The following is a 14,915-nucleotide window of genomic DNA, read 5'->3' on the forward strand; positions in this document are numbered from 1 at the left end:
TAACCGGAAAAATCGTTGGCATAACACGTAGGGTGCAAGATTATACGGACTGTGTAGTAAAGCGCAAGGATCATACACAGATCATTGTGTTTTACGTGCGCGAACATAACATTATTTCTCCATTGAATTTCAAACGCGAGTTAAATGAGGTTTGCTATATGCCATGATTACACTACAGTATCTCTTACAGGCCTTTATATTCTGCAAGTACCAATTAGCGTGGTGATCTCCCTGTGGATAAAAAGCGTCAAAGCTGTGTAAAAGAATGAGGATTTGTGTCGTCTTTTGCGTTATGATCGTTGATCCCGATCTCTCGATATGCAGATTATGTGGATCTTTGGGGGAGCGATGATGTTAAAAAATCGCCACAAGGTACGTGCTATCTTCCTCACCGATGGGGAATAACGCCTTGTGCCCAGTATAACGTATCTTTTATTTCGGTTTCTTTTATTGGTCTTGTTTTAGGGGAGTTCGCCGTGTCACTTTCGCTTTGGCAGCAATGTCTTGCCCGATTGCAGGATGAGTTACCTGCCACAGAATTCAGTATGTGGATACGACCCCTTCAGGCAGAACTGAGTGATAACACTTTGGCTCTCTATGCCCCCAACCGTTTTGTGTTGGATTGGGTAAGGGAAAAATATATTAATAATATCAATTTGTTATTAAATGATTTCTGTGGTCCTGAAGTACCGTTACTGCGTTTTGAAGTAGGGAATAAGCCTGTTTCACCAAATCGGTCTACCTCTCAGAGAATCATTGCCGATATGCCGGTGGCTACTGCACCGTCCAATTCATCAGTACGCCCAAGCTGGGACAATGCAAAAGCCCAGCCTGAATTATCCTATCGTTCCAATGTTAATCCCAAGCATACGTTCGATAACTTTGTCGAAGGTAAATCCAACCAGCTCGCCAGAGCGGCTGCCAGACAAGTGGCAGATAATCCAGGAGGGGCATACAATCCTCTGTTCCTCTATGGCGGAACCGGATTGGGTAAAACCCACCTTTTGCACGCGGTCGGCAATAGCATTATGGCACGTAAGGCTAATGCAAAAGTCGTTTACATGCACTCTGAACGCTTCGTTCAGGATATGGTAAAAGCATTACAAAACAATGCCATAGAAGAATTCAAACGTTATTATCGCTCAGTGGATGCCTTGCTGATCGATGATATTCAGTTTTTTGCCAATAAAGAGCGATCCCAAGAAGAATTCTTTCACACGTTCAATGCACTGTTAGAAGGAAATCAACAGATTATTCTGACATCAGATCGCTATCCGAAAGAGATAAATGGCGTCGAAGATCGGTTAAAATCTCGTTTTGGCTGGGGATTGACCGTTGCTATTGAGCCGCCGGAGCTGGAAACTCGCGTTGCCATTCTGATGAAGAAGGCTGACGAGAATCAAATCCAGTTACCCGGGGAAGTCGCTTTCTTTATTGCTAAACGCCTGCGATCTAACGTTCGTGAACTCGAAGGCGCTTTGAATCGCGTCATCGCCAATGCTAATTTTACCGGCCGTGCGATTACTATTGATTTTGTACGCGAAGCATTACGTGATCTATTGGCTCTACAAGAAAAGCTGGTAACCATTGATAATATCCAGAAAACTGTCGCTGAATATTACAAAATCAAGGTTGCTGATCTGCTTTCCAAGCGCCGTTCACGCTCTGTTGCCCGTCCGAGACAAATGGCAATGGCGCTAGCAAAAGAGCTGACAAACCACAGCTTGCCTGAAATCGGGGATGCCTTTGGTGGACGTGACCATACAACCGTACTTCATGCTTGTAGAAAAATCGAACAACTGCGTGAAGAGAGTCATGACATCAAAGAAGATTTTTCTAACTTAATCAGAACATTATCTTCCTAGCGCTATGAAATTTATCATTGAACGTGAGCAATTATTAAAACCTTTGCAGCAGGTTAGCAGCCCCTTGGGAGGTCGTCCCACTTTGCCTATTTTAGGCAATTTATTGTTGCAGGTAACAGAAGGTTCCCTGCTGCTAACGGGCACTGATTTAGAAATGGAGATGAGGGCGCGGGTTACACTTACCCAGCCACATGAACAAGGTGCAACCACTGTCCCGGCACGTAAGTTCTTTGATATCTGGCGCGGATTGCCTGATGGCGCAGAAATCAGCGTAGAACTGGATGGCGATCGCATTCTCGTCCGTTCTGGCCGCAGCCGTTTTTCACTCTCGACTTTACCCGCTTCAGATTTTCCCAATCTTGATGACTGGCAGAGCGAGGTCGAATTTTCGCTGCCCCAGGCCACACTGAAACGCCTGATCGAATCCACGCAATTTTCCATGGCGCATCAGGATGTTCGCTATTATTTGAATGGCATGTTATTTGAAACAGAAGGCGAAGAGCTGCGTACCATCGCCACAGACGGGCACCGTTTAGCCGTTTGTTCCATGAATATTGGGCAAAATCTGCCTTCCCATTCCGTGATCGTCCCTCGCAAGGGAGTCATTGAGTTAATGCGTCTGCTCGATGGCGGAGACAACCCGCTACAATTGCAGATTGGCAGCAACAACATTCGTGCCCATGTTGGTGATTTTACCTTCACCTCGAAGTTGGTTGACGGCCGTTTTCCCGACTACCGCCGCGTATTGCCAAAAAATCCCGATAAGATATTGGAAGCCAACTGTGACATGCTTAAGCAAGCATTTTCGCGGGCAGCGATTTTGTCCAATGAAAAATTCCGTGGCGTTCGCATCTACTTAAGCGAGAACCAACTTAGAATTACCGCCAATAATCCTGAACAGGAAGAGGCAGAAGAAATTGTTGATGTCAGTTACCCAGGCACTGAAATGGAAATTGGCTTTAATGTCAGCTACATATTGGATGTCTTAAACGCCTTGAAATGTGAGCAAGTGAGTCTCCTGCTAACGGATGCCACATCCAGCGTAAAAATTGAGAATTCAGCTAGTCAGGCTGCGACTTATGTCGTGATGCCAATGCGCCTGTAACAAATTTAACTCATAGATATGATTCTCTCGCGTTTGCTGATCCGTGATTTCCGCAATATCGCGGATGCTGACCTGCCATTGGCGACCGGTTTTAATTTTCTGGTTGGGCCAAATGGTAGTGGCAAAACAAGTATACTGGAAGCCATTTACACATTAGGCCATGGCCGTGCTTTTCGCAGTATTCAGGCAGGCAGGGTAATTCGCCATGATTGCGAAGAATTCATTCTGCATGGGCGGCTTGATCAGCAATCCGAACGTACGTTATCGGTAGGCTTAAGTAAAAACCGCCTGGGCGATAGCAAAGTCAGGATAGATGGCAGTGATGGGCATAGGATTGCTGAGTTGGCGAAAATACTGCCCATGCAACTCATCACGCCAGAAGGTTTCACGTTACTCAATGGTGGCCCAAAATATCGTCGAGCCTTTATTGATTGGGGCTGTTTTCATAACGAGCCTCGCTTTTTTACTGCCTGGGCCAACCTGAAAAGGCTACTTAAGCAACGGAATGCGGCATTGCGACAAGTCTCCCGCTATAGCCAAATCCAGCATTGGGATCGAGAGCTTGCCCCTCTGGCAACTGAAATTAGTCAATGGCGAGCTGAATATATTGCAGGAATATCCGAAGACATAGAAAAAACCTGCAAACAATTTTTACCTGAATTCACACTCAGTATCAGCTTCCAGCAAGGTTGGGACAAAGAGAGTGAATATGCACAACTGCTCGCGCGGCAGTTTGAGCGCGACAGATCGCTAACCTATACCGCTTCCGGCCCGCATAAAGCCGATCTGCGGATCAGAGCGGACGGTACACCAGTAGAAGATATGCTGTCCCGTGGTCAGTTGAAGTTACTGATGTGTGCTTTGAGGTTAGCACAGGGTGAATATTTCACCCGACAGAGCGGGCAAAAATGCCTGTATCTGCTTGATGATTTTGCCTCAGAACTGGATGCCGGCCGTCGTCAGCTATTAGCCGAGCGTCTAAAATCTACGCAAGCCCAAGTGTTTGTCAGTGCAATCACGGCCGGGCAAGTTACAGACATGATTGATGTAAATAGCAGGATGTTTCGCGTAGAACATGGCAAAATAGAGGTTCAACCACAGGATTAAGATGAGCGAGAAACGTTGATGTCGAATACATATGACTCCTCAAGTATCAAGGTATTAAAAGGGCTGGATGCCGTCCGTAAACGTCCAGGCATGTATATCGGTGATACCGATGATGGTACTGGCCTACACCACATGGTCTTCGAGGTTGTTGATAACGCTATCGACGAAGCCCTCGCAGGTCATTGTGACAAAATAGTTGTCACAATCCACGCAGATAATTCCGTTTCTGTGCAGGATGATGGCCGCGGTATTCCTACCGGCATACACGAAGAAGAAGGTGTTTCAGCAGCAGAAGTCATCATGACCGTGCTGCATGCGGGGGGTAAATTCGATGATAACTCCTATAAAGTTTCCGGTGGGCTGCATGGTGTGGGGGTTTCTGTTGTTAATGCCTTATCGGAAAAACTGGAACTGACTATCCGCCGTGACGGTAAGGTTCATGAACAGACCTATCGTTTGGGCGTGCCACAGTCACCATTGAAAGTCGTCGGTGATACTGAGCAGACAGGAACCACTGTCCGTTTCTGGCCAAGTATGGATACCTTTAAGGTGAATACTGAGTTTGAATACGATATTCTGGCAAAGCGTCTGCGTGAATTATCATTCCTCAACTCCGGTGTTTCCATTCGTTTAATCGACAAACGTACCAGTGCCGAAGATCACTTCCATTATGAAGGGGGGATCAAAGCGTTTGTTGAATTCCTAAGCCGCAATAAAAACCCAATTCACCCAAATGTCTTCTATTTCTGTACTGAAAAAGACGGTATTAATGTTGAAATTTCCATGCAATGGAATGACGGTTTTCAGGAAAACATTTACTGCTTCACCAACAACATTCCTCAGCGCGATGGAGGAGCCCACCTGGTGGGGTTCCGTGCTGCAATGACCCGTACCCTCAATAGCTACATGGACAAAGAGGGTTACAACAAAAAATCCAAAGTCAGCGCCACCGGTGATGATGCCCGTGAAGGTTTGATTGCGGTCATTTCCGTTAAAGTACCTGATCCTAAATTCTCTTCCCAGACCAAAGAAAAGCTGGTTTCTTCCGAAGTGAAGACCGTGGTCGAAACGCTGATGAATGAGAAACTGGTAGAATACCTGCTGGAAAACCCGAACGATGCGAAAACCGTCGTCAGCAAAATCATTGATGCAGCTCGTGCGCGTGAAGCCGCCCGTAAAGCCCGTGAAATGACCCGCCGCAAGGGGGCAATGGATCTGGCTGGATTACCCGGCAAACTGGCTGACTGCCAAGAGCGCGATCCGGCCCTGTCTGAACTCTATTTAGTGGAGGGTGATTCTGCGGGTGGTTCAGCAAAACAAGGCCGTAACCGTAAGAACCAGGCTATCCTGCCATTGAAAGGTAAGATCCTGAACGTTGAGAAAGCGCGCTTTGATAAGATGCTCTCCTCACAGGAAGTGGCCACCTTGATCACCGCTTTGGGTTGCGGCATTGGCCGTGATGAATACAACCCCGATAAGCTGCGTTATCACAGCATTATCATCATGACCGACGCCGACGTTGATGGTTCACACATCCGTACCCTGTTGCTGACCTTCTTCTATCGCCAGATGCCAGAAATCATCGAACGTGGCTATGTCTACATTGCCCAGCCACCGCTGTATAAGGTGAAGAAAGGCAAACAAGAGCAGTACATCAAAGATGACGATGCAATGGAAACCTACCTGATGTCCATCGCATTGGATGGCGCAGCATTGTATACCAATCCACATGCCCCAGCCCTGAAAGGTGAAGCACTGGAAAAGTTGGTGACTGAATTCAATACCACCCAGAAAATCATCCGTCGCATGGAGCGTATGTATCCGCTGGCTCTGTTAACCAACCTGATTTACCATCCAAAACTGGTTGAGGATGCGCTAAACGATCAAGCAAAAGTGGAAGAATGGGTCAGTGCGCTGGCTATTCGCCTGAATGACAAAGAGCAAAATGCCAGCACTTACAGCTATAAAATCCATGAGAACCGTGAACGCCAGATTTTCGAGCCAATTCTGTGCATTCGTACGCATGGCGTTGATACCAACTACAATCTGGATTTTGATTTTATCCACGGTGGCGAATATCGTCGCATCACTAAACTGGGTGAATTGATCGGGAATTTGATTGAAGAAGATGCATACATCGAACGTGGCGAACGTCGTCAAGTCGTCAGCAGCTTTGAACAGTCTCTGGAATGGCTGACCAAAGAGTCACGCCGTGGTCTTTCCGTCCAACGCTATAAAGGTCTGGGAGAAATGAACCCTGATCAGTTGTGGGAAACGACCATGAACCCAGAAACCCGTCGTATGATGCGTGTCACAGTGAAAGATGCGATTGCAACAGACCAACTGTTCACAACCCTGATGGGGGATGCGGTTGAACCTCGCCGGGCATTTATTGAAGAAAATGCCCTGAAAGCGGCGAATATTGATATTTAATATTCCTTACCCCACCATAAAAAACCTCATACAGATCCCTGTATGGGGTTTCATTTCCCGACCACTCAATATGTCATTATTATTCTATTCATGACCATAATCAGGGCAAAAATAAAACTAACAGCATATTGCTATAATTCATAAAAAAGACAATAAATTAAAAAACATTACAAAACAAATAAAAAATATAACCTTCCAATAGACAAAGAAAATATTTCATTTATTCTACATAAGTCGCTATCCTTACAGCAGACTACCTCCGCCAACACACAAAACATAAAAAAACAAATCATCTACTTTCACCACAAGACAACGTATTTAAAATCGAAGAGATTTCATTATGCTAAAACGATCCGCCTCTTTTAATAATAGTCATATACGCAAAACTCATAATAGCGATATAAAAAAAACTGATTCTTTGTCTCGCTCAACATCTTTTCATGCTTTACCACCTAAGTCTATTTTGAATATAGACGTTAATTACAAAAACCCCATTTTGATCAGAAAATATAAATTAGCAATCAGAGAAACAGATCTCAACAAGGGGTTAGCAGCAACCAATCAACTTTATACATCAATCATAACCGACGGATGGATTAGCCACATTAATGATATGACTAAAAGAGAAAAAGAGATATACAAAAAACAAGAAAAAACACGTGAAGATTTATGGGATATGAGATGCTGCATAACACATAATCTTTTGAATAAGCTAAAAAATCATTTAAATCGACTTAATAAAATGGAGGCGACTCAAAACTACACTTTTTTCGTTGGTTACAATAATACGAAACCTATCGGGGTCATGCTAATTAGAAAATATCATACTCGAAGTAGCGGAGTAAAAGCGATCTCGGACTACCCTGAGATAAATTACCTTATAACCCATCCTAGCATCCAGAATTATTCCTATTTACTGATGGAAAAAGCCGTTAATATGTCCTATCAAATGGGTTATCTCGGAAAATTACAACTCATAATTGCAACAGATGAACTCGCTCCAAACGTTTATGAAAGGATGGGATTTATTCGTATAAAAGAGCTTGATAATACGAAGATGATATTAGACCCTAATGGAAACAAGGCTTGGATCTTCTCTCCGGCTCATGGGGGTTATCGATTTACAGGAGCTTGCTAAAATTAACGATAATAAAAAGTATTCAATGAAAAATGACAAAAACTCAAACCGCCAATTTATCCATCCAATTGGCGGTCTATTTCAGCAAATCCAATAACGACCAGATACTTTCTACAGCAAGATACGCAACATACGGCGCAAAGGCTCTGCCGCTCCCCACAGCAACTGATCACCCACCGTAAAGGCGGATAAGAATTTCGGCCCCATATTCAACTTCCTCAGGCGTCCTACTGGCGTATTTAACGTGCCTGTCACCGCTGCCGGTGTTAACTCACGTATTGTCAGCTCACGATCATTGGGAATAACGCGAACCCAGTCATTATGGGAAGCTAACAGCGTTTCGATTTCAGGGATCGGAATATCTTTTTTCAATTTCAGGGTAAAAGCCTGACTATGGCAGCGCAATGCCCCAATACGGACACACAGGCCGTCAATCGGGATCACATTATTGCCCGTGTTCAGGATCTTGTTAGCTTCTGCCTGGCCTTTCCACTCTTCGCGGCTCTGCCCGTTTTCCAGTTGCTTATCAATCCACGGGATCAAGCTCCCCGCTAAAGGAACGCCAAATTGATCCGTCGGTAATGCACCACTGCGGGTAAAATCCGTTACCCGTTTTTCAATATCCAAAATTGCGGAAGCGGGGTTTTGTAGCTCCTCAGCAACCTGATTATGCAGCATCCCCATTTGCACCAGCAGTTCACGCATATGACGAGCACCGCCACCAGAAGCCGCCTGATAGGTCGATACTGACGCCCACTCAATCAAATTATTGGCAAACAAACCGCCTAATGACATCAGCATCAGGCTGACAGTACAGTTCCCGCCAACAAAGGTTTTAATACCTTTATTCAGGCTATTTTGAATATGTTGATGGTTAACCGGATCAAGAATAATGACAGCATCATCATTCATACGCAGTGAAGAAGCGGCATCGATCCAATATCCCTGCCAGCCGGTAGCTCTCAGCTTAGGATAGATTTCATGGGTGTAATCCCCGCCCTGACAGCTAATAATAATATCCAGCGCACTTAACGCCTCAATATCAAAAGCATCCTGCAAGGTGCCTGATTTTCCTGCGCGATTTATTGTAAACTGCGGGGCAGGAAGCCCGTGTTGGGACGTTGTGAAAAAGACCGGATTTATTGCATCAAAATCCCGCTCTTCTACCATCCGTTGCATCAATACTGAGCCGACCATCCCCCGCCAGCCGATAAAACCTACACTCTTACTCATATTACCCTGCCTTAAAAGATGTTCATCAGATACCCCTGATATCATAAAACTGACAAAATATAGCAAAAGGTGCAAGTTTATTTATGAGCTATGGCACTAGCATTTCTGAGGCGATGCGTTGTCCATTCTTAAACCCTATTGAGGTATGTCCTACCATATCTATACTAGAATTATTTATCGGTTTTCCCTACTCCCCCCACAACGCATTCATCGGCACTGCATAAGTATTTGGTATTTGATTTATCGGTAAGCAGTTATTACCGGTATAAAGCAATATGCCACCCTGCCAATTTGTACTGCTTATGCCATTGATGAGCCCGCTCTTCTGTCCGGGTATTGGGTTCTGGATAACCACCTTGTACCACAACCTCCGCTATTCCCTCTAGTTGAGCTTGCTCTCCCTTGTACCCATTAACTATTATATTAAGGATGATGGTAACTGACTATTTGCTGATTATTGTAGCGACTATTTGCTTGTTTTACATGCTAAGGCCATGAATGATTACAAATTATTTATTTATTAATATATATTTTTCCTTTCCCCCCCCGTTTCACGTCCTGTAAATCGCCACAAAAAACCATAAAAAAATCCGGCTATGAATAACATAACCGGATTGAGAAGGCTTCAATTTTTACGTATGTTCAGCAAGTATCTTAAAAATTAACCTTACTCCACCGTCACCGACTTCGCCAAATTCCTCGGCTGATCCACATCCGTCCCTTTGATCAATGCAACGTGGTAAGACAACAATTGCAGTGGCACGGTATAGAAGATCGGGGCGATCAACTCTTCCACGTGTGGCAGGGAGATGATCTTCATGTTTTCACTGTTGGTGAAACCCGCATCTTGATCAGCAAAGACATACAACAAACCGCCGCGGGCACGCACTTCTTCGATATTGGATTTCAATTTTTCCAGTAGTTCGTTGTTCGGTGCAACGATAATCACCGGCATATCCGCATCGATCAGTGCCAACGGGCCATGTTTCAATTCACCGGCAGCATAGGCTTCTGCGTGAATATAAGAGATCTCTTTTAGTTTCAGTGCACCTTCAACCGCGATCGGGTATTGATCGCCACGCCCTAAGAACAATGCATGATGTTTTTCAGAAAAATCTTCCGCCAACGATTCAATCAGCTTATCTTTGGACAACATGCTTTCAATACGGCTTGGCAAGGCATGTAGCGCGTGAACAATATCTTGTTCCAATGCTGTATCCGCGCTCTTCAGGCGTCCCATGTAAGCCACCAGCATCAGCAATACAGTGAGCTGAGTCGTAAAGGCCTTGGTGGATGCCACACCGATTTCTGCCCCGGCTTTGGTCATCAGGGCAAATTCAGATTCACGCACCAAAGAGGAACCCGCAACGTTACAGATGGTCAACGAAGTCAGATAGCCCAGCTCCCTGGATAAACGCAAAGCTGCCAAGGTATCAGCCGTTTCACCAGATTGGGACAAGGTGATCAGCAGGCTTCCTTTACGGCGCGCTGGCTTGCGGTAACGGAATTCAGAAGCAATTTCAACGTCACATGGAATACCTGCCAGTGATTCGAACCAGTAGCGCGAAACCATTCCCGCATTGTAGGAGGTGCCACAAGCAACGATTTGGATATGTTCAACCTGAGACAGCAGTTCCGCAGCATTAGCACCCAGCTCTGACAGATTTACCTGCCCATTGCTCAAACGACCTTCCAAGGTGTTTTTAATCGCCATTGGCTGTTCGTAAATCTCTTTTTGCATGTAGTGACGGTATACACCTTTATCACCCGCATCGTACTGAATGTTGGATTCAATTTGCTCGCGTTCAACCGCTTCGCCTTGTGCATCAAAGATACGAACGGTACGGCGAGTGATTTCTGCGATATCACCCTCTTCCAGATAGATAAAACGACGGGTAACCGGCAATAATGCTAATTGGTCAGAGGCAAGGAAGTTTTCTCCCACCCCTAATCCAATGACCAATGGGCTGCCAGAGCGCGCAGCAATCAATACATCAGGATGACGGCTATCCATAATGACGGCACCATAAGCGCCGCGTAATTGTGGAATAACACGCTGAATCACTTCCAGCAGTGAACCGCCTTGTTGCTGTTCCCAGTGAACAAGATGAGCAATGGTTTCGGTATCGGTATCAGAAGAGAAAGTATAGCCACGCGTTTTTAATTCTTCGCGCAGTTCTTCGTAGTTTTCAATAATGCCGTTATGCACAACCGCAATATGTTCAGAAACGTGAGGATGGGCATTGCGTTCGTTGGGTTCACCATGAGTCGCCCAACGAGTATGGGCAATCCCCGTTCCACCAATGACAGGCTGTTTGTCTGCTTCATCAGCCAGCATCTGCACTTTACCCACTTCCCGCAGGCGAGTCATACGGTTTTCGCTATCAACGACAGCCATGCCCGCAGAGTCATAACCACGGTACTCCAGGCGACGAAGACCTTCGATCAATATTTCTGCAATATCTCGTTGTGCTACTGCACCAACAATTCCACACATTTTGTTTTATTCCTAAAAACAGGGCGATAAAGCCCTTTTATGTCGCCAACCTGATTGTGTTCCGGCTTTGCCGTCCCCGAGCTTTGTAGAAGTGGGGATTTTTATTATGGGTAGATCTTAATTATTTTTTCTTCACTGGACGCTGCCAGTTTTTTATATGAGTTTGCTTGACGCGGCTGATAACCAGTTCGTTCTCAGCAATGTCTTTTGTGACTGTGGTTCCGGCACCAATCGTCGCGCCTTTCTCTACCGTAACAGGTGCAACCAGTTGGGTATCAGAACCGACAAAAACATCATCACCAATGATGGTCTTAAATTTATTCGCCCCATCATAGTTACAAGTGATCGTTCCCGCACCAATATTTACATTATTGCCAATCTCAGCATCACCAATATACGTCAGGTGACCAGCCTTAGAGCCTTTGCCAAGCAAGGCTTTTTTCATTTCAACGAAATTGCCAACGTGGGCTTTTTCCGCCAATTTGGAGCCTGGGCGTAAACGGGCAAAAGGCCCAATAGTACATTCCGTCGCAATTTCAGAATCTTCGATCACCGTGTAAGGACTGATGACAGTTCCATCACCAATAACGCAATTTACCAGGATACAGCCAGAGCCGATCTGCACGTTATTTCCCAGTGTGACATGGCCTTTAATAATGACATTGGTATCAATCACGACATCACGGCCATGCTCTAAGGTTCCACGCAAATCAAAACGGGCAGGATCTAACAACATGACGCCCGCCAGCAGGAGTTTTTCCGCTTGTTCAGTTTGGTAAATACGCTCCAGAGCGGAAAGTTGCAGGCGATTGTTAACCCCTTCCATCTCACTTAAACGGCTTGGGTGGACTGCCTTGATTTGACGGCCTTCTTTGTGTGCCAGCGCAATAACATCAGTCAGGTAATATTCACCCTGTGCGTTGTTGTTTTCCAACTTGGATAACCAACGTTTCAAATCACCTCCATTAGCCACCAAAATACCGGTGTTAATTTCGTTGATTTTGCGCTGCTCTTCCGTTGCATCTTTCTGTTCGATAATGCCCGTTACTTCATCATTTTCACGAATGATACGACCATAGCCGGTTGGATTATCCAAGATTGCCGTTAATAAACCAATTCCACCCTCTGGCTTAGCTTCAATCAAACGCTCCAGGGTATCTTTGCCAATCAAAGGCACATCACCGTACAGGATCAGAATATCTTCATCATCGGCAAAATGGGGAGCCGCTTGCTGCATGGCATGACCCGTACCAAGCTGTTCAGCTTGAAATACCCAGTTTAGATCTTGGTTGGGAAGTACGCGTTTCATCAAATCACCACCATGCCCATAAACCAGATGAACATTGTGGGCGCCCAACTCCATTGCAGTATCAATAACATGCTGAACCATCGGCTTACCGGCCAGCAAGTGCAGAACTTTAGGAAGAGCGGAATACATGCGGGTTCCCTTGCCTGCGGCAAGGATCACAACACTTTTTGTATCGACACTATTTGCATTGTCATTATTTGCAATGATAGACATAAGAAACCTGACAATTCCAATTTTAAGTATGAAAGTAAACCTGTTCGCGAAATAAATTGCTACATATTTCGCAATACAAAAAAGCCAGTTAGCTTTCACCAACTGGCTTTTTCCCTAACTGCCTATACCCTTTCTTTCAAGTTGCAATGCCATTGGACGCAATTCAAAATTTATCGGGTACTTATTACATCATTTTTTTTGTCAGTTCGATAACGCGAAGTTTCGCGATCGCTTTCGACAATTCAGCAGATGCCTGAGCATAATCAACATCGCCGTGAGAATTACGGATGTGTTCTTCTGCCTTGCGCTTAGCTTCAAGCACTTTAGCTTCATCCAAATCCTTACCACGGATCGCTGTATCGGCCAGTACGATAACGCCGTTTGGTTGAACTTCAAGAATACCCCCTGACAGGTAGATAAACTCTTCTTCACCAAACTGCTTAACAATACGTATCATGCCCGGTTTTATGGCAGTAAGTAGTGGTGTGTGTTGAGGATAAATCCCCAGCTCACCTTCACTACCTGTCACCTGAATTTTCTGTACCAGCCCTTCAAACATCTGTTTTTCAGCACTGACCACGTTCAGGGAGAACGTCATTGCAGCCATATCAACCTCCCGTCAGCCGTATTAAAGCGTTTTCGCTTTTTCCACAGCTTCTTCGATGGTGCCAACCATGTAGAACGCCTGCTCTGGCAGGTGGTCATAATCACCGTTCAGGATGCCTTTGAAGCCACGGATAGTGTCTTTCAGAGAAACGAACTTACCTGGTGCGCCGGTGAAGACTTCTGCAACGAAGAATGGCTGAGACAAGAAGCGCTGGATCTTACGGGCACGTGCCACAACCAGTTTGTCGTCTTCAGACAGTTCGTCCATACCCAGAATCGCGATGATGTCTTTCAGTTCCTGATAACGTTGCAGGATAGACTGAACACCACGAGCCACATCATAATGCTCCTGACCAACAACCAGAGGGTCAAGCTGACGGCTGGTTGAATCCAGCGGGTCAACAGCAGGGTAAATACCCAAAGATGCGATCTGACGGCTCAATACGACGGTTGCATCCAAGTGAGCAAAGGTTGTCGCAGGTGATGGGTCAGTCAAGTCATCCGCAGGAACGTAAACTGCCTGTACGGAAGTGATGGAGCCAGTTTTGGTTGAGGTGATACGCTCTTGCAGGGCACCCATCTCTTCCGCCAATGTTGGCTGATAACCTACCGCAGATGGCATACGACCCAACAATGCAGATACTTCTGTCCCTGCCAGGGTATAACGGTAAATGTTATCAACGAACAGCAGAACGTCACGGCCTTCATCACGGAATTTTTCCGCCATCGTCAAACCAGTCAATGCAACACGCAGACGGTTTCCTGGTGGCTCATTCATCTGACCATATACCAGAGATACTTTATCCAGTACGTTTGAATCCGTCATTTCATGATAGAAGTCGTTACCTTCACGAGTACGCTCACCCACACCGGCAAATACCGAGTAACCTGAGTGCTCGATCGCGATGTTACGGATCAGCTCCATCATGTTAACAGTCTTACCGACACCCGCACCACCAAACAGACCGACTTTACCCCCTTTGGCGAATGGGCAAATCAAGTCCATCACTTTGATACCGGTTTCCAACAGGTCTTGAGAGTTGGATAACTCCTCATAGGTTGGTGCTGTACGGTGAATTGACCAGCGCTCTTCTTCGCCGATCTCACCTTTCATGTCAATGGGATCGCCCAATACGTTCATGATACGGCCCAGTGTCGCTTTGCCCACAGGGACTTCGATTGGGTGCCCTAAATCAGTCACGTCTAAATTACGGCGCAGGCCATCGGAGGAACCCATTGCGATACAACGAACGATACCACCACCTAGCTGTTGCTGAACTTCCAGCACCAGTTTTTCTTCACCGTTTTTAACCTCAAGGGCATCGTATACTTTTGGTACGTTGTCCTGAGGGAATTCGACGTCCACCACGGCGCCGATTACCTGGATAATCTTTCCAGTAGCCATCTTG

General features: G+C 45.7%; 10 protein-coding genes. 5 read left to right on the forward strand and 5 right to left on the reverse strand.

Annotation, left to right across the window (positions count from 1 at the left end; all coding sequences use genetic code 11):
- Positions 1-476: 476 nt before the first annotated feature.
- The 5 genes from dnaA (at position 477) to Xkoz_RS05930 (ending at position 7,648) form a co-directional block, all read left to right on the forward strand.
- Entirely contained in the window at positions 477-1,865 is a 1,389-nt protein-coding gene (gene dnaA, locus Xkoz_RS05910) for a chromosomal replication initiator protein DnaA (protein ID WP_099141299.1), read from the forward strand.
- 4 nt (positions 1,866-1,869) lie between these two features.
- Positions 1,870-2,970: a DNA polymerase III subunit beta gene (dnaN, locus tag Xkoz_RS05915; protein WP_099141300.1), complete on the forward strand. Its 1,101-nt coding sequence runs from the start codon at positions 1,870-1,872 to the stop codon at positions 2,968-2,970.
- 18 nt (positions 2,971-2,988) lie between these two features.
- On the forward strand, positions 2,989-4,077 hold the full coding sequence (recF, locus tag Xkoz_RS05920; protein WP_099141301.1) for a DNA replication/repair protein RecF: 1,089 nt from the start codon (positions 2,989-2,991) through the stop codon (positions 4,075-4,077).
- An 18-nt stretch (positions 4,078-4,095) separates the two neighbouring features.
- Positions 4,096-6,510 carry a DNA topoisomerase (ATP-hydrolyzing) subunit B gene (gene gyrB / locus Xkoz_RS05925; protein WP_099141302.1) on the forward strand — a complete coding sequence of 805 codons (2,415 nt, stop codon included), beginning with the start codon at positions 4,096-4,098 and terminating at the stop codon, positions 6,508-6,510.
- Between the two features lie 340 nt (positions 6,511-6,850).
- The gene (locus Xkoz_RS05930) at positions 6,851-7,648 is read left to right on the forward strand and encodes a GNAT family protein (RefSeq protein ID WP_099141303.1); all 798 of its coding nucleotides are present in this window, start codon (positions 6,851-6,853) and stop codon (positions 7,646-7,648) included.
- A gap of 111 nt (positions 7,649-7,759) precedes the next feature.
- Here Xkoz_RS05930 and asd read toward each other — a convergent pair whose 3' ends face one another.
- The 5 genes from asd to atpD form a co-directional block, all read right to left on the reverse strand.
- Positions 7,760-8,881: an aspartate-semialdehyde dehydrogenase gene (gene asd / locus Xkoz_RS05935; protein ID WP_099141304.1), complete on the reverse strand. Its 1,122-nt coding sequence runs from the start codon at positions 8,879-8,881 to the stop codon at positions 7,760-7,762.
- A gap of 667 nt (positions 8,882-9,548) precedes the next feature.
- The gene (gene glmS, locus Xkoz_RS05945; RefSeq protein WP_099141306.1) at positions 9,549-11,378 is read right to left on the reverse strand and encodes a glutamine--fructose-6-phosphate transaminase (isomerizing); all 1,830 of its coding nucleotides are present in this window, start codon (positions 11,376-11,378) and stop codon (positions 9,549-9,551) included.
- Positions 11,379-11,499: 121 nt separating this feature from the next.
- Entirely contained in the window at positions 11,500-12,900 is a 1,401-nt protein-coding gene (gene glmU / locus Xkoz_RS05950) for a bifunctional UDP-N-acetylglucosamine diphosphorylase/glucosamine-1-phosphate N-acetyltransferase GlmU (protein ID WP_099141307.1), read from the reverse strand.
- 184 nt (positions 12,901-13,084) lie between these two features.
- The gene (locus Xkoz_RS05955) at positions 13,085-13,507 is read right to left on the reverse strand and encodes a F0F1 ATP synthase subunit epsilon (RefSeq protein ID WP_045967700.1); all 423 of its coding nucleotides are present in this window, start codon (positions 13,505-13,507) and stop codon (positions 13,085-13,087) included.
- A 21-nt stretch (positions 13,508-13,528) separates the two neighbouring features.
- Positions 13,529-14,911 (reverse strand): F0F1 ATP synthase subunit beta, encoded by a 1,383-nt coding sequence (atpD, locus tag Xkoz_RS05960; RefSeq protein ID WP_099141308.1) that lies wholly within the window; start codon positions 14,909-14,911, stop codon positions 13,529-13,531.
- Positions 14,912-14,915 lie beyond the last annotated feature (4 nt).

It is taken from the genome of Xenorhabdus kozodoii (assembly GCF_002632875.1).
Classification (GTDB): Bacteria; Pseudomonadota; Gammaproteobacteria; order Enterobacterales; family Enterobacteriaceae; genus Xenorhabdus; species Xenorhabdus kozodoii.

What these genes read in the sequence shown, in the direction of transcription:
- dnaN (WP_099141300.1), top strand. Translation starts at nt 1,870, where the DNA reads ATGAAATTTATCATTGAACGTGAGCAATTATTAAAACCTTTGCAGCAG.
- glmU (WP_099141307.1), bottom strand. Translation starts at nt 12,900, where the DNA reads ATGTCTATCATTGCAAATAATGACAATGCAAATAGTGTCGATACAAAA.
- gyrB (WP_099141302.1), top strand. Translation starts at nt 4,096, where the DNA reads ATGTCGAATACATATGACTCCTCAAGTATCAAGGTATTAAAAGGGCTG.
- recF (WP_099141301.1), top strand. Translation starts at nt 2,989, where the DNA reads ATGATTCTCTCGCGTTTGCTGATCCGTGATTTCCGCAATATCGCGGAT.
- atpD (WP_099141308.1), bottom strand. Translation starts at nt 14,911, where the DNA reads ATGGCTACTGGAAAGATTATCCAGGTAATCGGCGCCGTGGTGGACGTC.
- glmS (WP_099141306.1), bottom strand. Translation starts at nt 11,378, where the DNA reads ATGTGTGGAATTGTTGGTGCAGTAGCACAACGAGATATTGCAGAAATA.
- asd (WP_099141304.1), bottom strand. Translation starts at nt 8,881, where the DNA reads ATGAGTAAGAGTGTAGGTTTTATCGGCTGGCGGGGGATGGTCGGCTCA.
- Xkoz_RS05930 (WP_099141303.1), top strand. Translation starts at nt 6,851, where the DNA reads ATGCTAAAACGATCCGCCTCTTTTAATAATAGTCATATACGCAAAACT.
- Xkoz_RS05955 (WP_045967700.1), bottom strand. Translation starts at nt 13,507, where the DNA reads ATGGCTGCAATGACGTTCTCCCTGAACGTGGTCAGTGCTGAAAAACAG.